At 43.1% G+C, this 22737-nt stretch carries 19 protein-coding genes and 1 pseudogene; 6 read left to right on the top strand and 14 right to left on the bottom strand.

All coding sequences use genetic code 11. The features are described 5' to 3' along the window. Together HMPREF0650_RS13585 and HMPREF0650_RS09160 are read right to left on the bottom strand one after the other, a co-directional pair. The coding region (locus HMPREF0650_RS13585) for a type II toxin-antitoxin system antitoxin (protein WP_004350235.1) at nt 1-129 on the bottom strand (129 nt) is incomplete at its 3' end. 5 nt (nt 130-134) lie between these two features. Further along, nucleotides 135-1079 (bottom strand): SPFH domain-containing protein, encoded by a 945-nt coding sequence (locus tag HMPREF0650_RS09160; RefSeq protein ID WP_004350234.1) that lies wholly within the window; start codon nt 1077-1079, stop codon nt 135-137. A 253-nt stretch (nt 1080-1332) separates the two neighbouring features. Here HMPREF0650_RS09160 and HMPREF0650_RS09155 point away from each other — a divergent pair, with 253 nt between their 5' ends. Beyond that, the gene (locus tag HMPREF0650_RS09155) at nt 1333-2556 is read left to right on the top strand and encodes an acyloxyacyl hydrolase (RefSeq protein WP_004350232.1); all 1224 of its coding nucleotides are present in this window, start codon (nt 1333-1335) and stop codon (nt 2554-2556) included. A 136-nt stretch (nt 2557-2692) separates the two neighbouring features. Here the strand turns inward: HMPREF0650_RS09155 and HMPREF0650_RS09150 are convergent, their stop codons facing one another. Both HMPREF0650_RS09150 and HMPREF0650_RS09145 read right to left on the bottom strand, forming a co-directional pair. Next, complete coding sequence (locus HMPREF0650_RS09150) at nt 2693-3544, bottom strand: hypothetical protein (RefSeq protein ID WP_004350231.1); 852 nt, start codon at nt 3542-3544, stop codon at nt 2693-2695. A gap of 523 nt (nt 3545-4067) precedes the next feature. Beyond that, entirely contained in the window at nt 4068-4766 is a 699-nt protein-coding gene (locus tag HMPREF0650_RS09145; protein ID WP_004350229.1) for a hypothetical protein, read from the bottom strand. A 73-nt stretch (nt 4767-4839) separates the two neighbouring features. Here HMPREF0650_RS09145 and HMPREF0650_RS09140 point away from each other — a divergent pair. Further along, nucleotides 4840-5795, top strand: a pseudogene (locus HMPREF0650_RS09140) (IS110 family transposase). Nucleotides 5796-5911: 116 nt separating this feature from the next. Here the strand turns inward: HMPREF0650_RS09140 and HMPREF0650_RS09135 are convergent. Continuing rightward, nucleotides 5912-6604: a hypothetical protein gene (locus HMPREF0650_RS09135; protein ID WP_004350225.1), complete on the bottom strand. Its 693-nt coding sequence runs from the start codon at nt 6602-6604 to the stop codon at nt 5912-5914. A gap of 494 nt (nt 6605-7098) precedes the next feature. Further along, nucleotides 7099-7302 (bottom strand): hypothetical protein, encoded by a 204-nt coding sequence (locus HMPREF0650_RS09130; protein WP_004350224.1) that lies wholly within the window; start codon nt 7300-7302, stop codon nt 7099-7101. A 623-nt stretch (nt 7303-7925) separates the two neighbouring features. Here HMPREF0650_RS09130 and HMPREF0650_RS09120 point away from each other — a divergent pair. The 4 genes from HMPREF0650_RS09120 (at nt 7926) to HMPREF0650_RS09105 (ending at nt 15470) form a co-directional block, all read left to right on the top strand. Next, on the top strand, nt 7926-11153 hold the full coding sequence (locus HMPREF0650_RS09120; protein ID WP_004350223.1) for a SusC/RagA family TonB-linked outer membrane protein: 3228 nt from the start codon (nt 7926-7928) through the stop codon (nt 11151-11153). 17 nt (nt 11154-11170) lie between these two features. Further along, nucleotides 11171-12781, top strand: coding sequence for a RagB/SusD family nutrient uptake outer membrane protein (locus HMPREF0650_RS09115; protein WP_004350222.1), 1611 nt, complete (start codon nt 11171-11173; stop codon nt 12779-12781). 31 nt (nt 12782-12812) lie between these two features. After that, complete coding sequence (locus HMPREF0650_RS09110; RefSeq protein ID WP_004350221.1) at nt 12813-13661, top strand: hypothetical protein; 849 nt, start codon at nt 12813-12815, stop codon at nt 13659-13661. Nucleotides 13662-13862: 201 nt separating this feature from the next. Continuing rightward, the gene (locus HMPREF0650_RS09105) at nt 13863-15470 is read left to right on the top strand and encodes a C10 family peptidase (RefSeq protein ID WP_004350219.1); all 1608 of its coding nucleotides are present in this window, start codon (nt 13863-13865) and stop codon (nt 15468-15470) included. Nucleotides 15471-15669: 199 nt separating this feature from the next. Here the strand turns inward: HMPREF0650_RS09105 and HMPREF0650_RS09100 are convergent, their stop codons facing one another. The 8 genes from HMPREF0650_RS09100 to rpsM form a co-directional block, all read right to left on the bottom strand. Then, entirely contained in the window at nt 15670-16308 is a 639-nt protein-coding gene (locus HMPREF0650_RS09100; protein WP_040563017.1) for a hypothetical protein, read from the bottom strand. Nucleotides 16309-16414: 106 nt separating this feature from the next. Continuing rightward, nucleotides 16415-17518, bottom strand: a complete 1104-nt coding sequence (locus tag HMPREF0650_RS09095; RefSeq protein ID WP_004350217.1) for an alpha/beta hydrolase family protein — start codon at nt 17516-17518, stop codon at nt 16415-16417. A gap of 138 nt (nt 17519-17656) precedes the next feature. After that, complete coding sequence (locus tag HMPREF0650_RS09090; RefSeq protein ID WP_004350216.1) at nt 17657-19096, bottom strand: B12-binding domain-containing radical SAM protein; 1440 nt, start codon at nt 19094-19096, stop codon at nt 17657-17659. Nucleotides 19097-19328: 232 nt separating this feature from the next. Then, complete coding sequence (gene rplQ, locus HMPREF0650_RS09085; protein WP_004350214.1) at nt 19329-19934, bottom strand: 50S ribosomal protein L17; 606 nt, start codon at nt 19932-19934, stop codon at nt 19329-19331. A gap of 172 nt (nt 19935-20106) precedes the next feature. Then, nucleotides 20107-21099 carry a DNA-directed RNA polymerase subunit alpha gene (locus HMPREF0650_RS09080; protein ID WP_004350213.1) on the bottom strand — a complete coding sequence of 331 codons (993 nt, stop codon included), beginning with the start codon at nt 21097-21099 and terminating at the stop codon, nt 20107-20109. A gap of 12 nt (nt 21100-21111) precedes the next feature. Next, nucleotides 21112-21717, bottom strand: a complete 606-nt coding sequence (rpsD, locus tag HMPREF0650_RS09075; protein ID WP_004350211.1) for a 30S ribosomal protein S4 — start codon at nt 21715-21717, stop codon at nt 21112-21114. Nucleotides 21718-21790: 73 nt separating this feature from the next. Continuing rightward, the gene (gene rpsK, locus HMPREF0650_RS09070) at nt 21791-22180 is read right to left on the bottom strand and encodes a 30S ribosomal protein S11 (protein ID WP_004350208.1); all 390 of its coding nucleotides are present in this window, start codon (nt 22178-22180) and stop codon (nt 21791-21793) included. 84 nt (nt 22181-22264) lie between these two features. Then, entirely contained in the window at nt 22265-22645 is a 381-nt protein-coding gene (gene rpsM / locus HMPREF0650_RS09065; RefSeq protein ID WP_004350207.1) for a 30S ribosomal protein S13, read from the bottom strand. Between the last annotated feature and the right edge of the window lie 92 nt (nt 22646-22737).

Here is a 22737-nt window from a genome sequence, read left to right as displayed (position 1 = left end):
ACTAATAATCCATTGTAGTTGGCCGTTGATAGACCGAAACTCATCGGCGGCCCATTTCTCTACCGCATCCATCGTGTCTGAATCAATACGCAGAATGAAACTTTTATTCTTGTTCTCTTTCTTTGCCATTCGCCTTACATGTTCAACGTACCCGTGTTAACAACAGGTTGAGCCGTGTCATCACCACAGAGAACCACCATCAAATTGCTGACCATTGCCGCCTTCTTGTCGTCATCAAGATCGATAACGCCATCACTGGAGAGCCTATCAATGGCCATTTTCACCATCGATACCGCTCCTTCTACAATCTTCTCGCGGGCCATGATGACGGCAGATGCCTGCTGACGACGTAGCATCACGGCTGCAATCTCGGGCGCATAAGCCAGATAATTGATACGAGCTTCGACGATTTCGATACCGGCCATCTCCAACCTTTCGGCCAACTTCATTTCCAATTCCTTATTAATAGACTCATCACCATCACGCAAGGTCAGTTCCTCTTGATTGGACTCGTTGTTGTCATAGGCATACTGACCAGCGACTTGTCGTAGGGCTGCCTCGCTCTGTATCATCACAAAGTTTTCGAAAGCCCGCATGATGCTGCTCACATCCTTACCCACTGAGATGCCAAGACCTTGCGCCATGGTCTGCGAATCGATTTCAAACATCGCTTTATACGTATCCTTCAGCTTCCAAACCAGCACCAACCCAATCATCACTGGGTTGCCAATCTTGTCGTTCACCTTGATGGGTTCGGCGTTTAAGTTCCTGGCACGGAGAGACAATTTCTTCGTACTGATAAATGGATTGACCCAATAAAAGCCCACTTCCGAGAAGGTTCCGCGATACTTTCCGAAGAACATCATCACCCGAGCTTCATTGGGTTCTACCTGCACAAAGCCCATCAATAAGATCAAGTCTGTGACGCAAAGACTCACACCTGCACCGATGAGCCCATCCGAAGAGTCGACACCAGCCGAAATAAGGAACACGCCCAAGGCGAAAATGGCTAAAAACACGAACAACATGACGAATCCATTGACCTTCATTCCCTTAAAAGTAAACTCTTTGTTTTCCATAATTTTGTTGATTATTGATATTGTTTTGATATCACAAATATACCTATCAAAAAGCATATCCTCCAACTATTTTTCGCTTACTATGCTCTTTGTTAGCATTATTTAACACGCCACACAAAGCCATCAGCAAAGCTACTACCGCCCTACCCTCCATTTATGTCGGCATTGGCTACGGCAGATTGTTTTTTAATTCCGTTCTATTGCCACTTCCAATCCTTTTCATTATTTTTGTTGCTGTAATCATCATCGCATCATGAAACTCATTTTTCAGACAGGAACAAGGCTTTCATTGAGCATTCTATGGATTGCTCTTTTTGCCAACAGTGTTCATGCAGAAGATGCTGACACCTTGCAAGTGCAGCAGAAAACCATTCACCGACTGGAATGGGACGTTGTTCCATCGACCATTTTGCACACCAACCCGTACCTCAAAGGGGCTAACGATGAGCGACGAACGATGAACCATGCCTTCACCACTCGCCTGAAATATGCCTTTCAGATGCCACAGGCCAGTGTGCAAGCACAGACGTACAAGGATGCTTACCAAGGCATTGGTTTGGCTTACCACAACCTGAATCCACAATTGGGGAACCCGCTGTCGGCTTTTATCTTTCAGGGTGCACCCATCAAGAGATTCACCTCCAGCCTGTCGCTCAATTATGAATGGAACCTGGGGCTTACCTTCAATTGGCATCCTTACAATCAGGAAACCAACCCACAGAATAAGGTCATAGGATCGAAAGTGACCGCCTATATCGACGCCGACTTCTATCTGAGGTGGCGACTCTCCAACCATCTGGACTTAAACGCAGGCATTTCGCTTTCCCACTACTCCAATGGTAACACCTCAATACCCAATGCCGGGCTCAACATCATAGGCGGACGCGTCAGTCTGGCCTACTACCTGAATCGTAAAAATGACAAACTGATTCCAAAAAGAGCCATTCCGCCGTTTAACAAGCACATCAGTTACGACCTCCTGGTTTATGGCGCCTGGCGCAAACAGGGCATGTATTTGGATGGCAATCCCGTGGCTTTGCCAGACAGATACGGCGTGATAGGCATCAACTTCACACCGCTCTACAACCTGAATCACTGGTTCAATGCCGGCATTTCACTGGATGGCGTGTACGACAGCAGCTCGAATCTGTACATTGAAGATCACCTTGTGGGCATTGGCGGTTCGCACAACGACCTGGATCATGTCGTAAGTCCGTCCGCCATCCGACAAATGTCTCTCGGGCTTTCTGCCAGGGCTGAGTTTGTAATGCCTTATTTCACCATCAATGCGGGCATTGGAAAGAACATCATCAACGCACATGCTGAACTGAAAGGATGGTATCAAACATTAGCCTTGAAAGTTGATGTAGCACATTCTGTTTTCCTCAACATCGGTTATAGCTTATACGACTTCAAAACACCCAATCACCTCATGTTGGGCGTTGGCTATCACTTTCATCACAAACGAGGCCGTTAGTGCGGTTTCCTACCCTCATTAAAAATGCCGAACAACAATTGTTGCCCAGCATTTACTTGGCCCACATCGAGCTAATTTATGTATGTTGTCCAACTGGAAGAGAACTGCAATGGCGCCATAGATGACTGGCTATCGATTATTTCTTCGTCGGAATATTAAACTCGCAAACCTTCGAGATGGCTTTGTTTCCCTGTACGACAGACACGCAAATCTTAGCCGTTCCCTTTTTCAACTTATTGTTGGCGCGAACCACCGCCGTGTACCGAATTCCTGAACCCGGTTCAATTTTCTCCACATGCAGACTGGGTGAAATAGACAGATGCTTATTGCCGGACATCTCTACCACCGTTGGTTGGATGTCGTACAAGGTCTCAGTGCCACGATTGTACACTTCAAAAATCACCTTACAGATTTCACCACGCGAAATGACATTATCTTGATTGTCGTCTACAAAACGAGCGTTACGAATCTCGATGGCCGGGGTATAACTGAGTCCCTTGGCCAATTTTTCCACACTGGACGACTCGGGTAGATGGGTGGTGGGCTTCTGTGCGCTGTAATCACCCGTGTAATCACTGCCTTCGAAATCGTACAAGCGGTCGTCACCACTATTCGTTTCATCGAAGCCGCTATACGCCTTGCCCTGCTGCTCGTAATTAGAGCTGCGGTCGTCGCGCTGTTCATTTTGGCGCTGTCGGCGCTGCTTACGCTGATAAGCCCGTTCCTCCTTGTCGCGTTGATATTGTTCCAGATCGGCTTGACGCTTCTTGTCGGCATTCGCACCGATGGCACCACCCACGATGGCACCACCCGCCATACCGACAATCGTGCCGATATCACTGCCACGAGCACCATTACTAATGCCACCAATAGCACTTCCCAATACGGATCCAAGGGTGCTGCCCGTATAAGCACCGCTACCCGTATAAGTGCCGCAGCTACTCAACAGCACTGTAGCACAAACAGCCGTAACCAAACCTCTTCTCATGTTTCTTGTATTTATAAATCCGAATTTTCGTCTGTCAAGCATACCCAACAGACCTCAGCTTAACGCCATGGCATGACCCGAACAATATCGTCAGGCCCGTTTTCTAGCACTACAAAGATAGCAAACAAAACTTTCATGCAGCGGGGATTTTCCCGATAAAACCGTAGGGAAAACCCTATTCTAAAGCCTCCCACTACCTACCAAAATTCAATACGCCACACCCTCGTTTACAAAGTATAATCAAGAATAAAGTAAATCTATAAGTCAGATGGTCAGTAAGTTAGTTTTAACTCAGGTCAAAATTGACTCACTGATTAAACTACATACTTAACTCAGTCGATAAGTCAAGAAGCTAATAAGTCGATAAGTCTTAACTTTGGTCAGGAAATATTGGGAGGTAATATCAACAACAAAAGTATCATTTATTTATACTGGCAAGGTGTGTCTTAGTGACACAAACTGCCGTTTTTCCACAAAGGCCTTGCCCAAATGGGGATAAAATCACTCCAAAGTCATGATTGGATCACATATGAGCAATATTTAAACTGACGTTTACATCTAAGATGGAATCTGGTACTTCTTTTTTATTAGAATAGTTACTAATATTCAGGAAGTCTGATTTTTTTACAAGATATATCTCTTCATAACAGTTCTCGTTCGCAATATGTAAATTGTATTTTTTAAGGATTCTATTGAAATCTTCTTTTAATGAAGTCTTTTGCAAAGCATCTAAGATATTCTGATGAGTAAGATCTTTTCTCCTCATCTTGTAAAATAAATTTGAAGTTTCAATAGCTATATCCGTACAATTAACAAGGCGAAAGACTATATATTTGAGATTTATAGAATCTTTCTCATTCAATGCGACGTTTAAACATAAATCCATCTCCTTCAGAAAGTCTTTATAATTTGGCTCATAGCAAGATATTATAGTATCTTTTGGTATTAAATACTGCTTATACCTTGGCCAGTTCACAATCTCCATGTTACAATCATGAGGATAAGCACTTTGAGATCTACATATAAATGAATATGAAGAGGTGTCACCTTTATTAATTATAAAATATTCATAAGTACAATACCTAACAAGGTGGTCTTGAATTTTCTTCTTACATACTATAGTGTCATTGGTAACTTCTTCTGTATCGCTTCGTTTTATTGAGCAACCAGACATCAGTAAATAAAAAACAACAAATGGCAAAAGGTAGAATTGGTGTTTCATAACACTCAATATTTTGTGAAATAAACGTATTTTTGTAGAAACTATTTAGGGTCTACTAAATAAGGCTACGCTCGTGGTTGCTTATTCCTCAGGGAAGGACAGCAAGACAAGGACGTTCAAGAACACCGTAAAGGGTATTCATGCGTTTATCCAGACGCTCTCGCCTAAGGAAGATCACTGTGTCATGGAGGCAACAGGCAACTACAGTTCTCTGCTTACCTATCTGCTCAATGAGGCAGGTGTCACTACCAGTCTGGAGAATCCTCTCAAGATTAAGAACTTCGCCCGTGCGATGCTGTCCACCATCAAGACTGACGAAGTGGATGCCCGTATCATAGCCCCCTATAGAGAGAGAATGCGGCCGAAGCCCTACAAGCTCCCAAGCGATGCCATCCTTACCCTCAGGCAGAAACGTACGGTCATACGCCAGCTGAAGAAGCAACACATTGCTACAAGGAACCTTAAGGGCTCCATGGAGGCATTGCCTTTCTTTGATCCTTCCTGCAAGAAGTCGGTCACCAAGACCATCACGTTCCAAGAGAAACAAATCAAGACTATGGAAGAGGATCTCTCTGTCCTGGCCCATAAAGAGTACAAGAAACAGATGGACCTGCTTACTTCCATCAAAGGAAAGGCGTCACGCTTGCAGCTGCACTCATCATGGGCACTGGTGGCTTCACTTACTTTGATAATGCCAAGCAACTTACCCGTTATCTGAGCTTATCGCCAAACTATCAACAGTCCGGTACGTCAGTCAATTTCAAAGGTCACATTAACCGCAATGGAGATGCTTCTCTAAGAAGCCAGCTCTATGTTACCGCCTTGGCATCTCTCAGATGCAACAGAGAATGCAGGGCTTGTTACGAACGGCTGCGGTCTAACGGAAAGCCTGTGCAAGTCGCTGTCATTGCTGTTGCCAATAAGCTTGTCAGGCAGGCTTTTGTCGTTTTCACTCATGAGAGGCCCTATGTCGATGGATATGTATCAACGATAGGCTCTGCTGAGACTTCTTTGGGTGTTGAAGGATAATCTAATACCCGAAAACACCGAGGAGTTTGAGGGCGAGAAGCCCTCAAGGAATGGCTCGAATTGCTAAAGTTCGTTAACCATATTCGTTTTTCTTATTACAGTTCATTGTTTCTTCGTTATTCTATATTTATACCACTTTGATTATCTACGATATTTATTTTGATTGGAACAGCAAGAATTTTTTGAGGTATATCCTTAATAGATGTAGTGTGATTTGATAAAAATAATTCCTTATTCATATAAATACCTTTTGCTTCTGAGTCTAATGATATGGATTGTACGCTCATATTATACATTCCCAATATTGCGGTCAAATCTGCTGCTAATGTAGTATGGTTTATATACTCTTCTATCTGAGAATTATTCTTACACTTATATTCTGGGAGGCATTGCGAAACAATGATGGCAATATCACTAAAATCAGACAAATCACAATGTATGTTGATGTTTTTTCTTTTTGAATACTGGCTTAAAATAACTTTTAAACATGTATTCATTTCTTGCAAAGTTTCTCTATACCCCCTCTGTCTTTGGGATATTGGAAAAGCTGAAAAACCCTTGCCCTTTCTCTTTAAATCATCAATAAAATCATTAGCACTATATGGTACTGTTATACTTATATTATCGTTATCTCCTGTAACAATATAACATTTATATTCTATTGTATCTGCTTTCTGTATGAAATAGACACTTTCAGATTCAGTGAGAGCAAGAATATTTACTTTCAAGTCTTTGTTTTTGACACGGGTACAAGAAACAAATGTAAATATCGTAGAGATAAGCATATATAATATATTGAGTTTATTCATCTTAATTTAAGAATATGCAAAAAGTCAAAAAAAATTGTTAGACACTATTTTTTATTATTACTGTCCGATAAGATTGGAGCCTATTGATATACTTGGTTTACGTGCTTGGTGATCCAAAGCTAATCCTTCTTTTATAGAATATGAAGTTCAAAAAGAACACCATTAGCAGCAAGAATATTATTTCTTACCGTCGACGATAGTAATTACTATTACTAACAAAATAATTATGCGAGGAAGTGTATGTATTGCCAACTTCTTCGTATACTAGCACTCCTTTATCATCTAGATTCACGGCCGCAATTTCTATTCCAAGTTTTTTGATCTTCTGACCATGTAATCATAAGCTCTATGCCGTGCATTTTTCCCTTGGAACCAAGTATGCCATGTTTTTGGATGCATTAAGTCATTAAACACGAAAGAGTTAACGCATTTATTATCAATGTATTACAAAGACGAACAACAGCGAAAACCGACCTTGCCAAAAAGGCAAACCGTTAGATAGCCTGAAAGCCTTTAATGCTGTTGGTCTTCAGAATATCCTTTAGGCTCAACTCGCCATGCGATGCGTGTGAAGCGTCACTAAAAGCGTCCTTCTCCTCAGCCGTTGGGCAGTAGTTGAACCATTTGTCGTGCAGCTCGCCACACCCCCAACCTAGAAGGGCAATGACTATAAACGCCAGTAATGCTATGATTTCCATACCTTATATATTTATATTGTACCTTGCAAAAATAGAAAATAAAGATGAATCGGCCATGGATTCTGTAGAAAACATTCGACGCGTTCGCCATTTCACCCGCACATACATCGAGCTGACCATCCACCCAAGAAGACGCACCCAGAGGAAGCGACGACATGGCGAGGTATGCGCTTCCTCACAATACCATATCTCTAAAAAGCGCATGACTCACCATCGTTGCCACACATTGAAGCACAGAACGAACATCATTCAACAACTTTTTTTTGAAAATTACGTTTTTACGCATTGCATTGAAAACAGGAAGAAGAATGTCAAATCGTCACCAATGCGCACCAAATAAAAATAAAGATGACCTATTATAACAATTGTCATTAATGAATTGCTCGATGGGCGAAAATGACAAGGCATTCGTTACAAGAATATTTTTCTTAATTTTTTTGTTTCCTATGAGAGAATTGATATATTTGCAGCGGTTAACAACCTACTACTATCTACAATCTACCGCAGACAGTCCCTGAAAAGCGTAAAGACGAAACCACTCTTGGCAACTGACAAGGGCAGATATGCGGGTACGTTTGCAGCACGAGTGAACAAGACTATATTACTAACCTAATTCTATAAATATGAGAAGACGACTATTCTTGACGATGTGTTTCCTATTCTTACTGATGGGAACAGCATTTTCACAAACAGACGTATCAGGAACCATTATTTCAAAAGAGGATGGACAACCCGTCGTGGGTGCCACCATCCAAGTTGTTGGCTCCGGAACGGGAACTATCACCGACATCGATGGCAAGTTTAAACTAACGATGCCGCAAGGCAAACGCACACTGCGCATCACGTATGTAGGCATGGAGCCGCTGGACGTAACAGCCAAGAGCAACATGCGGATAGTGATGGAACCAGTGCAAAAGAGCATTGACGAAGTAATCGTTGTAGCCTATGGTACTGCAAAGAAATCAGCCTTTACCGGTTCGGCAGGCGTACTGAAAGAAGATGAAATATCTAAGGTACAAGTAACCAACCCTGTAGACGCATTGCGTGGAAAGGTATCTGGTGTACAGATGACCAGACAGTCAGGACAGCCTGGAGGATCTTCTCCTGCTATCCGCATCAGGGGTATCAGCTCCATCAACTCGGGCAACGCACCATTAATTATTCTCGACGGTGTGCCTTTTGATGGCGATATGAACTCTCTCAACCCCGCTGATATCGAAAGTGAAACAGTGTTGAAAGACGCTGCCTCAGCTGCATTGTACGGTGCACGTGGTGCCAACGGTGTGATTATTATAACCACCAAGAACGGACGCAAAGACCATGCTTCCATCACATTTGATGCCAAATGGGGTTCAAACAGTCGAATGCTGCCCGACTATGAATATATCAACCACCCTGCCGCATATTACGAAATGTGGTACAAAGGCTTGTACAACTACGCTATCGACAAACGCCAATCCTCTCCTTTGGAAGCGTATAGATTTGCCAATGAGAACTTAACCTCGAACACCAGCTTTGGCTTAGGATATAATGTTTATAACGTCCCCGCCAATGAGTATTTGATTGGTAAGAACGGAAAATTGAACCCTAACGCTACATTAGGCAATGTAATCACGGCTCCTAACGGCACGAAATACATGCTCTACCCAGACAACTGGATTGACGCTATCTACAAGAACAGTATGCGTCAGGAATACAACTTGTCTGCAAACGGCAGTACGGAGAAATCAACCTTTTTTGGTTCGGCAAACTATCTGAAATATGATGGTATCTCTCCCAACTCTGATTACACCCGTTTCTCTGGACGTATGAAAGCTGATTATCAAATGAAACCTTGGTTGAAACTCGGTGGAAACTTCAGCTACTCGCACTACGAGAGCAACTCGTTGAGAGACGGAGGTAAGGGCGGTGCGCCTGATAACGTATTCGCCATGGCTACCATAGCTCCTATCTACCCGCTCTATCTTCGTGATGAGAATGGCAATATCATGACCTTCGCTAATGGAGGAATCCCCGCATACGACTATGGTGATGGCCAAACATTAGGCATACCAAGAGCTTTCTTGCCCAACGCAAACGGTCTTTCAGACAACTTGCTGAATCAAAACGGCGAAGAGGGCAACTCGTTCAGCGCGATTGGTACTGCTGAAATACGCTTCCTCAAAGATTTCAAGTTCACCACAACCAACAGTGTGTTTGTAGATGAATACAGAGGAATCACCACGCATAACCCTTGGCTGGGTCACTATGCTGCTCAAAAGGGTGCCGTGCAACGTTCACACAAAAGAACCTGGAGTTACAACTACCAACAATTGCTCAACTGGCATCATGAGTATGGAGCACATGAGGTTGAGGCCATGTTGGGACATGAATATTACCGTTCACGTGGTTACAACATATTTGGCGAACGCCAAAAAACCTTCTCAAACGAAAGTAGCGAGATGAACCAAGCTATCTTAGTTATCGACACAGGCTCTTCTATGGGCGACTACAACACCGAAGGATGGTTCGGTCGTGTTCAGTACAACTATGACCAACGTTATTTTGGTTCGATGTCCTATCGCCGCGACGCCTCCTCTCGCTTCCATCCCGACCATCGTTGGGGTAACTTCTGGTCGTTGGGCGGTGCCTGGCTGGTAAGCAAAGAGTCTTGGATGAAGACTAATTGGATTAACGAATTAAAATTGAAAGCATCGTACGGAGAGCAAGGAAACGACCGAATCGGTAACTTCCGATATACTTATATGTACAACATTGTGAATTCTAACGGTGAAGTTGCCATTACACCAGCAACGGTAGGAAACGAGGATATCACTTGGGAGAAAGGTGGAAACTTCAACACCGGTATTGATTTCACGCTCTTCGGCAGCAGATTAAGTGGTTCTTTGGAATACTTCTACCGTACCACAACAGATATGTTGGCATGGTACACACTTCCTGGAACGACAGGCTACACTGGCTATTACAAAAACATTGGTAACATGGCCAACAGCGGAGTTGAGATAGAACTCAACGGAGACCTCATCCGAACCAAAGATTTCACATGGTCGGCACACCTGAACTTTACAACTTACAAAAACCGTATCACCAAGCTGGCTAAAGAAAGCAAGAATGCTGTAGTAGACGGCGTTGAAGGTTATATGTCTGGTGGTTACTTCTATGGCGAGGATCAACCCCTCAACGTATTCCGTATGTATCGCTATGCTGGTGTTGACCATAAAACGGGTGAAGCCTTGTATTACAAGAACGTTTACGAGACCGATGCCAATGGCAAGCGTGTGTTGGACAGCAAGGGGCAACCCGTTGTGAAAGAATTAACCACCGTAAAGACAACAGGCGAGGCTGACTATTATCTCTGTGGCACCTCACTGCCAGATGGTTATGGTGGGTTTGGTACATCTGTTAACTTCAAGGGCTTTGATTTCTCGATTGACTTTGCTTATCAAATTGGCGGTCAGTACTACGATGGCACCTATGCCAGCGCCATGTCGCTCAGCCGTGGATACGCTTTCCACGTAGACATGTTAAATGCTTGGTCGCCAGAAAACACAGAATCGAACATTCCACGCATCCAGAGCAATGACGAGTTCTCGACAGCTTACAGCGATCGCTTTTTGATTAACGCATCAAGTCTGTCACTGCAAAACATCACCCTGGGATACACACTTCCAGCAAAGTTAACCACTTCATGGGGTTTGGAGAAGATACGCATTTATGGTGTTGCCGACAATGTATGGCTGTGGTCGAAACGCCAAGGCATGGACCCAAGACAAAGCATTGACGGAACTGGTAACAATGTGAACTATTCACCCATTCGTACCATTACAGGTGGTATATCGATCACATTCTAACTTAAACAAATAAGAAGATGAAACTAACAAATATAATCACAAAAGCATTTGTGGGCTCGTTAATATGTTCTTCGCTGCTCACAAGCTGTATAGATGAGACCTTCCCAACGTCTCAAGCTACAAAAGACCAAGTTGGCAAATCACCCACGGCAACCGAGGCGATGGTTAATGCCATCCCTGCTTATGCTAAAGCTGTTTGGTGGTCATGGAACATTTCATACAGTTGGGGGTTGGGAGCCATGATGCACATCCGCGATGTCATGACCGAAGATTTGGCCACCGTGGACAATGAGTTCGATTGGTTTTGGATGTGGACAAACTGTACCCTCCTCGGTCAAGACAGACTTAGCACGCAATTCCTGTTGCAATATCCCTACAAGTATATATTGAACACGAACAATATCATCGGAACCATCGACCCCAAAAACGCTACTGATGAGCAAAAAGGATATTTAGGCGTGGCGCAAGCCAACCGGGCCATGATGTATTTGGATATCGCTCGTATGTTCGAGTTCTTGCCAAACAAGGTGACAAGCAACATCAATGCAGACGGGAACGACGTTACTGGGCTAACCGTTCCTATCATCAAACCTAACATGAGCAATGATTCCGCACGTGTGAATCCTCGTGCTACAAAGGAAAAGATGACTGCATTTATTCTTGAAGACCTGAAAAATGCAGAGCAAAACATCATTCATTTGAAGAGCACCCGCGGACAAACACTTCCTGATCTGGCTGTTGTCTATGGTTTGGAGGCACGCCTCTATCTTTGGATGGGCGACTATGCCAATGCTGAAAAGGCGGCTCGAAACGCTATCAACAAAGCAAGCGTGCAACCTATGACTGAAAAAGATTGTCTAGACCCAGCAAAGGGTTTCAACCAAGCTGACAAATGGATGTGGGCCGTTCAATACACCAAGGATGATGAAGCGGTTAAAGACGGATGGCTGAATTGGACGTCATGGAAGAGCAACGAAATTACATACGGATATCTCCAAAATCCATGTAAGCAAATGATTGGTAAGAGCGTTTATGATAGAATCGGTGATACCGACTTCAGAAAACTGATGTGGAAAGCTCCAGACGACTCACCTTTGGCCGCTAAAAACGTCTATGTTGACAATAAGTTTAAATCTATTCTTCCCACATACGCTTCCTTAAAATGGAGACCGGGAGAAGGCCGATTTGATGACATGATTACTGGCGAGTCTACCGCTTACCCACTCATGCGTGTTGAGGAAATGTATTTTATCGAAGCCGAGGCAGCCGCGCATCAGGATATGGCACGTGGAAAGAAGCTCGTAGAAGACTTCATGCGCAACTATCGTGATAAGCAATATTCGGCCACAGCATCCACGAAAGACGCTTTGGTAGAGGAAATTGTTTTCCAAAAACGTGTGGAACTTTGGGGCGAGGGACAAACATTCTTCGATGTAAAGCGTTTGAACTACTCAGTTAAACGTGGCTATCCTGGCACAAACTTCTATGAGAGATGCAGATTCAATACCGACGGTCGTCCAGCCTGGATGAACATCGTGTTTGTAGACCAAGAGCAAATTAACAATAAAGCGCTTGTAGGATGGAACAACCCTGACCCATCCAACAAATACACGCCATGGGTGAAGTAATTAATATTGTAACATCATATCATTAGAAATTATGAAAAAGACATATCAAACCATGAAGGCTATTCTACTGTTTGTGAGCGTAGCACTTCTCGCTTCTTGCGTAGAGGAGTACGAGTATGAGCCTGCCACAGCTGATAGTAGCGTTGCCACACAAAAAGCATATATCCTCACTGCAAAAACAGTCTTAGACTTGGAAAACAGCGAGCCACAAAAACTTGAGTTGACGGTGGGACGTCCTGACGGTTCTGCAGCTGCGACCATTCATTTAATAACCAACAACAGCAAGTTCAAAGTGCCACAAAGTGTGGAGTTTAAAGCTGGGGAAAAAACAAAGAAGATCAACGTCAACTTTGACATGCAACCCGCAAGCACTGAGAAAGTAAACATCAAGGTGGATGATGCGCAAGCTTACGATTATGGTAACACCGAGCTTGATATCACCGTGAACCGATACATCCTGCACCATGCCAATTGGGACAGCTGGTATTATGGATGGATGTTTAAGAATATTGATGTCATGGAATTTCCTAAGGGAACTTACACCATCAAAGGTCTACATGCAAAGGCTGAATGGATTGACAGCGACATGGGAACCATTACTTTCTGGAAAGATAGTGAAAACATACTTCACATGAAACCCCAGTACATCCATACGCAGAAATGGAACAACGATGGCATGAAAGATTTTTGGATTGTTGGTTTATATAGTGATAGCGAGAAACTTTGGAAGAAGGCAGACATTGACGCTTTGACCAAAGACGAATGTGGCAAATATTATCCAGATGATGACACCTTTGAGTTGTGGCTACACTGGTACTCGCCTGATTGGGGATGGTGGACCAACAATGGGAATCCAGAATGGATTGCGCTTTTGGACTAAAAAATGAACGAACAATAAAAAGATAACACACACTGTGTTGTCATCAATTGCAACCCAATGGGCGGTGGGAGAACTCTTGCCAATGCCCATTGGGTTTTTCTATCAACTGTAACAAATATGTATATAATGAGATTCAGATTATTTACTACTTTTTTCCTTAGCTTGCTGCTTAGTCTTTCTGCATCGGCAAAACCTCGCACCATGGCACAACTCAGAGCCATCGCTGCTCGAGAACTTTCTGTATCTACGACTATCGAAGATACGAGAGCCACAAACACCGGCAGTATGGCTACGCTTCAGCAACTGTCTGACTTGACAGTGATTGGCAACCGCCATGTAGGTTTTGTGGTATTGGCCAACGACGATGCCATTGAAGCCGTTGTCGGTGTATCAAACAAGCCATATACTAACGATACAAACATCAACCCCGCCTTTCAATGGTATTTACGGGCAGCCAACGCAGCTATTGCCTCGCGTATAGCCAGTGGACATGGCTACAGTGGTGCCATCGCACCATCAGCACCCCTACCCGACCATGTAGAACCACTCATAAAAACCAGATGGCAACAAGAAGCCCCATTTAATAACGATGTACAAAAGGATGATAAGGGCAAACCCTATCTTGTGGGATGCGTGGCAATCACCATGACGCAAATTATGCGCTATTACAAGTACCCCAAGGAGGGCAAAGGGTCGAACACCTATTCCATGAACGGTGAGACACTCTCCGCTGACTTTTCCGCATCACCCTATCAGTGGGACAAGATGTTGCCTATCTATGAAAAAGGAAAATACACTGACGAAGAGGCGAAAGCTGTATCAGAGTTGATGCGACAGGTGGGTATTTCCGTCAATATGGATTATAAACCAAACTTCAGTTCGTCATACACAAGAAGCGCACAAAACGCGCTTATTAAGTATTTCGGCTACAACCCCAACATGAATCGTTACACCCGCAACTACTATTCGGAACAAGAGTGGATGGACATGGTATTTAACGAACTGTCCCAACATCGCCCCATCTACTATTCTGGCAACGATAGGAACTGGGAAAATGGCCATGCTTTTGTAATCGATGGTTATAACGCTGAAGGCAAAGTGCATGTCAACTGGGGATGGGGAGGCTATCAAGACGGCTATTTCGACATCGGTATCTTGACACCAAAGAATAGCGGTGACTACAGTTACTATCAAGATATGATTGTTGGCATTCATCCAGAGAAGCAAGGAGCGTGGAAGAGTCACCTCACCCTGTATTATGGCAGCCAGCTCACCATCGAAAAACTCTCCAGGCGAGCTATCAGCAGGGGCGAGGCGAAGGTTTGGAACGTGAGCAGCACACCTGTCAATGGTACACTTGCTTTAGTTATCGAAGGAAATGGACTACAACGCGACCTTGAGACAACAAACTATCAAGCCAAAGACGGTTACTGGAACTCAATTTTGCGGGAAAGAATCCTCATTCCTGCCGACCTGCCCGATGGCGATTATCAAGTCTATCTACGTTTCAAGGATGATCGCGATGCCAACTGGCAAGTGGTAAGATCAGAATATGGCAAACCCAACAGTGTGGTGATCAACATCGCCAATGGCACCTTCTCCGTCAAGGGCGACCGCACCAATTACGACTGGGTAACAGCCATCGAGGCATCTACGGTAAGCGATGCCGAAGCACCTGTCAGCGTGTACGACTTGCAGGGTCACAAGCTATTGCAACTCCCAGCAGCAGCCTTCTCTGTAAACCAACTGCCCTTGCATGGCATCTACATTGTCAAACAAGGTAAAAAAACAATGAAGATAGTGAGGTAGGAATCGTTTTTCCTACCGACTACGTCATTGCGTCACCCGGCTCGATTCAATCGCACACGGCCTCTAGCGGTGTACGATGCGAATGTTAATCGAGATGACGACGGGCTGAAAGCCCAAAAGTACGTTAGCCCAGGACATTACATTGCCCTGGGCTAACGTGTTTACAGCTCCACCTATCCAGTTGGAAGTGCTTCTGGAATTACAGCCCCAGTCCTTTTCGGATTTGCCCTCTGGCCTGGTTTATTTCTTTGTTGGCTTCCTCTGCACTTTTGTCAAGCGCCTTGCCGGCTTTGTCTTTCGCCTCATTCATTTTGGCATTGGCATTGTCAGTGGCTTTCGTGGCTTCCCGCTTGGCCTTATCAATGGCCTTGTTGGTTTCAAATTCAGCCTCTTTCATCATTTCCTCCGCATTGTTTTTTACAGCTGCCTCAGCCTGTTCGGCTGTTGCTTCTGCTGTTGTAGGAAGGTTCTGAATGCCCGATACAAGCGCAGCAATAGTGGCATTGTTAGCTGTGGCAGCCTTGATTTTCTCTGCATTGTCGTTCAAAAACAGCTGAATTTTGGCGGCATAGGCCTTGGCCGTGTCCAGCTTGCCAGAAGCCACCAACTCAGCATACTTGTTTTGCAGCGATGTCAGGCTTGCCTGAATGGCATCCGTGTTGTTCTGCGATAACTGCGTATCAAGTTCAGACGTCAGAGAGTCGGCGGTTGCGTCTACACTTGCATCCATCACAATCGTTGTGTCTGCCTGATTGTCGTTAGGTGCTGTCTTCTTGTTTTCGCAGCCCGCAAATATAAACGCTATGGCTGCCATTGCCATCAAAAATACTTTCTTCATCTCAAATAATTGTTTGGTTAGTCAAATTTATTGTTGGTAAATATAGTATTTTTCGCAACATGCTGTGCTGCTTGTTGGGAATTATTAACAGAAGCCCTTTGTCTTTTCATATTAATTCCAATTCTTTGTTGAGGAATTCTATTATCCTTTCTTTTTGATGTACCATGATATAGTGGTTTTCTTCATCATCGAACAATATGGTTGTTTTTGTACCACGTCGCTGCAATCGTTTACTGGCACCTGGAAGATTAGAGGAACTAGCGTCCTTTCCCCCTCCTATCAACAACACTTTTGCATGCGACCGTTTTATCACATCACATGATGTTGAAATATAAGTTATTGTCTGAAATCGATTATCAAAGCTACGCAGGGCCACATTTGATGCCGTGCCACCATTTGATAATCCTATTAAATGGAGATGACTTTCATCTATATTGTATCCTTCTTCCTTTAACAATGGAAGATAGTGCTTGAATATCTTGCTGATATCCTCATAACTAAAAATACCAGACAAATCTCGAGTTGCTATACTTACTATAAAACAATCCTCCAAACTGGAGAGAAACCCTTGATAGAATTCCCAACTGCCCAGATAGCCATGTGCAAAGAACACAACTGGATAGTTCTTTGATGTAGAATAATGTTTCGGCTTTGTTATATATATGCCATTATAATTTCCTCCTATAAACTCATTATATGCCTGAGTAATAGCAAATGATCCGGGGTTACTACCTTGCCACGACAGTTGATTATATGGAGTATAAAAACCAATCGCCTTTCCATTCCAGAAATCTTTTTGAGCATCCCTGATGAAGCGACTTCCAAGGTTCTTAAAAATCGGACTAAGTTTTGATGATGGCAAAATGGCTGTCGCCTTCAAACAGATATTCATCACTTCTTCCTCCGGAAACAGAGCATTCACGACATAGAGACTTAGCGGCGTGGAAGTTTTCTGTCCAGTATCATTCAAATAAACCAACTGAGTACGGCCTCTCTGGATATAATTTGGGATAGAGATTAAAATACCAACCAGTAACAATGCGATTAAGAAGCTATAAGAATGTATAGTTCGTTTCATCAGAGGCAAGGACTTAACCCAATTTCTGTTGAGAAGGATGAAAAACAGGAAGCACAGCAAACGGTACTGCCATGTTGCGAATACCATGACAGCCATGAATAATAACAAAAAAGATGTAATTTTTTTCATCATAAATGTTTTTAGTTCTGGATATAATTGCAGATCACTTTGACAATACTCAATGTCGTTAATTGAAATTAGTATGAATAAATTCGTGACAAACGACTAATGGTAACACAACATACCATCATCATGCAGCAATAGACGTTTTCAATAGCTTGACATTTTCTCATAGGGCAGTTTATTCTTAGGATCTCCATATTTAGATTTGGAGTTTTTTTTATTTCTATGACCACCAGTGTTAGTTAACAGACTTTCCAACACAGGCAACATACGATTCAGATTACCATACTGAATCATAAAATTCCAAAATGGCTCAAACTTCTTCCATCCGCCCATATAAAATAAATGGGCGAACTGCTGCTTCAGATTGTCATGACCAAAACTTGCATTGAAGATGTTTTTCCATGAGTAAAACTCGCGATAAGCCCAATCATAGCCTTGTTTTAACTCTTCTGTAGACAAGCCCATCGTCTTGTAAACGACAGTCCTAGTGTCGTACTTGCTCCAATCATGTGATGTAATGCGACCGTCCCGTTCCATTTGCTGAAAAAGTCGCGTTCCTGGGTAAGGAGTTAGAATGTGGAACGTTGCGGTGGTGATACTATGCTCAATCCCCCAATCAACAGTCCTATGGAATACATCTTTATCATCGTGGTCAAGGCCGAAAACAAAACTACCATTGATCATGATGCCAAGACGATGAAGTCGTTCAACAGCAGCCACATAATCTTTTGATAAGTTTTGTAATTTGTTACTGGAACGAAGGTTCTCTGGAGAAAACGTCTCGAAACCCAGGAACAAACTACGTAAACCAGCCTCTGCTGCCTTCTCTATCAGATTGCCATTTAATACCGAAGCAACAGTAGCGGCACTTTGGAACACCCTGCCCATACCACGCATTCCATCGAACAACTCGGATGCGAACCGGGGGTTACCCAACAAATGGTCATCAAGAAAATAAAGATGTCTGCCAGGAAGCCTGTCAATCTCTGCTAATGCATCATCTACCTTTTGTGTGTAAAATGATTTCCCCTTACCATAAAAAGCATCTTTATAGCAGAAATCACAATGATGAGGACAGCCTCTTGATACAACAAGGGAATTCGGTACGAAATACTTTTCCCTCTTGATGAGGTCGCGACGGACAGGAGGTATGTTCTCCAGACTTCTCCAACTGGCAACATACCTCTTTTGCGGATGCCCCTCACGCAAGTCCTTGATAAAACGAGGAAATGCTTCCTCCCCTGGACCTAATAATATGGTATCAGCATGAAGTGATGCTTCATCAGGAAGACTGGTTACATGTAGACCACCTAGAGCTACAAATACCCCTCTTTGTCGATAACTATCGGCAATCTTATAGGCACGATAGGCATTAGTAACATACACTTGTATACAAACCAAATCAGGCGTGTCATCAAGGACCAGTTTCTCAACATGCTGATCTTGAATCACCACATCGTCATCATAGGAGAAATAGGCAGCGAGTGTTGCCAGTCCCAAAGGGGGAAAAAGTGAATACTTTATAGGTCGCCAATAAGGACTTTCTGCCTCCTGCAATGCAGGTAGTATCATCTTAACTCTCATTCTATCTTTTTTTTAAGATGCTATGACAATAACGCATGATTATCTGAAAAAGTATACGGAGAGCGATAGAAGGACGACTAAATAGTCTTCAAGGTACGACTATGTAGTTTCTGCCACAAGGACTTAATCGGGACTTACCCATTAGATAGTGCTGATGCCGAGTGTACTTATAAAAAAACGCTCTCAACCCAATTGGATGAGAGCGTTTATATTGAAACCAATATGGTAAAATTTACTTAGCTTCCTTTTCGTCTTGTGCCTTTGCTTCAGAAGCATCTTCTTTAGCTGTTGCTTCAGAAACATCTTCTTTGGCTTTAGCTTCAGAAGCCTCTTTCGAAGTTTCTTCGGCTGTCTCTGCCTTAACAACATCGTCTGTTTCAACAGCACTATCAGCCTTAGCAGCTTCATCATTCTTCTTACCTGAAGAACGACGGCTACGACGAGTTTTCTTAGCTGTTTTCTCAGTCTTTGCCATATTGTCATCAAAATCAACTAACTCGATAAAAGCAATCTGAGCAGCATCACCTTGACGAGTACCCAGCTTGATTACACGGGTGTAACCGCCTGGACGGTCTCCTACTTTTGGAGCTACAGTCTTGTACAGTTCTGTTACAGCTTCTTTTTTCTGGAGGTAGCGGAAAACAACACGACGCGAATTGGTCGTATCGTCCTTTGAACGAGTAATCAGTGGCTCTACATACTTTTTTAAAGCCTTTGCCTTTGCGAGGGTCGTAGTGATTCTTTTGTGCATAATCAGAGATACTGCCATGTTAGCAAGCATAGCATCACGATGAGATGCAGTACGACCTAAGTGGTTGAATTTTTTATTGTGTCTCATTTTTTGTTTTGTTCGTTTTGGATGAGAGTGGATTTACTAATATAGACGTTATAGATTCAAGTAGATAGAAGGTTTACTCATTCATAGTTCTGAATATTGATTACTCAATACATCCAAACCTAAACTTCTAAACTCAACTACATAAGAACTTAATAACTCACATACTAAAACCTTACTCCTTATCCAGTTTATACTTTGATGTATCGGTTCCAAATGATAGATTCAGACTTTCGAGCAAATCATCAAGCTCTGAAAGCGATTTCTTTCCAAAGTTGCGGAACTTCAATAAGTCTGTCTTGTTGTACTGCACCAAGTCACCGAGAGTTTCAACTTCAGCTGCCTTGAGGCAATTGAGTGCGCGAACACTAAGGTTCAAGTCAATAAGTTTCGTCTTAAGCAATTGACGCATGCGCAACACTTCCTCATCAAACTCCTGGTTGTCGTCCTGATCCGGATTTTCGAGTGTTATCTTTTCATCCGAGAACAACATGAAGTGATAGATAAGAATCTTGGCAGCTTCTTTCAGTGCATCCTTTGGGGATAGGGAACCATCCGTTGTTACCTCAATGACAAGCTTGTCGTAGTCGGTTTTTTGTTCAACACGATAAGGCTCTACTGAGTATTTAACATTACGGATTGGGGTGTAGATTGAATCGATTGGGAGGACATTAACATCCGTGCAGAATTGACGGTTCTCATCAGCGGGAACGTATCCACGTCCTTGATTGATGGTCAAGTCTATCTGCATGGAAGCTTTAGCATCTAAATGACAAATCACCAAATCAGGATTTAACACTTCAAATCCAGTCAGATACTTACCGATATCGCCCGCTTTGAACTCAGTGGAATTCTCTACGGTGATACTAACTTTCTCATTCTCGAATTCTTCTACTACTTGCTTGAATCGAACTTGCTTGAGATTCAAGATAATGTTGGTAACATCTTCCTTTACACCAGGCACTGAAGAAAATTCATGCTCAACACCAGCTATACGAATGGTATTGATAGCATAGCCTTCAAGTGATGAAAGGAGAATGCGGCGCAATGAATTACCGATGGTAATACCAAAGCCAGGCTCAAGTGGACGAAATTCAAATTTACCGAACTTGTCGTCAGCCTCCAACATTACTACTTTATCAGGTTTTTGAAATGCTAATATCGCCATTAATTTAATGATTTATTTAGAGTACAACTCAACGATTAACTGTTCCTTAATATTCTCAGGGATGTCAGCACGTTCTGGCAGATGCAAGAACTTACCACTCTTTGAATTCTCATCCCACTCGATCCAAGGATATTTACTATGGTTGAAACCAGCCAGAGAAGCCTCGATGACCTCGAGAGACTTTGCTTTCTCTCGTACACCCACTATCTGACCTGGTTTAACTGCATAAGATGGTATATTGACAACACTTCCATCAACAACGATATGCTTATGCCCAACCATTTGACGAGCTGCGGCACGCGTTGGGGCTATACCCATACGGAAGACCACATTGTCAAGACGGCATTCAAGGTTCTGAAGGAGAACCTCACCGGTAATTCCATCAGACTTTGCAGCCTTCTCAAACATATTACGGAACTGGCGCTCAAGTACACCATACGTGTACTTTGCCTTTTGCTTCTCTGCCAACATGGCACCAAACTCAGACATCTTCCTGCGTCTGTTATTACCATGCTGTCCAGGAGGGAAGTTTCTCTTGGACAAAACTTTGTCAGCGCCGAAGATGGGTTCACCAAATCGACGTGCAATTTTAGATTTCGGACCTATGTATCTAGCCATAATATAAAAAAATAAACTTATTCTAGTGATAATATCAGGAGCCTGACAGTTAAACCAGGCTCAAGATAAGAATTTATACCTTACGTCTCTTTGGTGGACGGCATCCATTGTGTGGCAATGGGGTGACATCAATAATCTCTGTAATCTCAATTCCTGCAGCATGAACCGCACGAATAGCAGACTCACGACCATTTCCAGGCCCTTTAACGAACGCTCTAACCTTACGCAATCCTAAGTCGAAAGCGACTTTAGCGCAATCCTCACCTGCCATCTGTGCAGCGTAGGGAGTATTTTTCTTAGAGCCACGGAAGCCCATCTTACCTGCTGAAGACCAAGATATAACCTGACCTTCGCTGTTTGCCAATGAAACGATAATATTATTAAATGAGCTGTGAACATGCAACTGTCCCAGTGCATCAACTCTTACATTCCTCTTCTTTGAAGCTGTTGTTTTCTTTGCCATAATCTTTTTTAGTTTAAAAGTTAGGAGTTTAAGTTTTAATGTATTGAGAAAAATGAATTCTCAACCCTCAACTCTCAACTAAATTTACTTAGTAGCCTTCTTCTTATTAGCAACAGTCTTCTTTCTACCCTTACGTGTACGAGCATTGTTTTTGGTGCTCTGACCACGAACTGGAAGACCATTACGATGTCTAACGCCACGATAACAACCAATATCCATCAGTCGCTTGATATTCATCTGGATCTCTGAGCGGAGATCACCTTCTACTTTGAATTCAGCACCGATAATTTCACGGATCTTGGCTGCTTGGTCGTCAGTCCATTCACTAACCTTCAAGTCACGGTTTACACCAGCCTTATCCAATATCTTTGCTGAACTACTTCGACCAATACCATAGATATAGGTCAATGCGATTTCGCCACGCTTATTCTGGGGCAAATCTACTCCAACAATTCTTATTGCCATTTGTTGATAAAATTAATAAAATAAATAACTTTAATTGGATTTGAGCTGCACACTTCAATTCTCATTGAAAGAGATACAACACTTCATCTTTT

The sequence above is a fragment of the Hoylesella buccalis ATCC 35310 genome (genome assembly GCF_000177075.1).
Lineage (GTDB): Bacteria > Bacteroidota > Bacteroidia > Bacteroidales > Bacteroidaceae > Prevotella > Prevotella buccalis.
The sequence above is the reverse complement of the archived record's forward strand: the minus strand, read 5'-3'. Positions and strand labels throughout refer to the sequence as shown.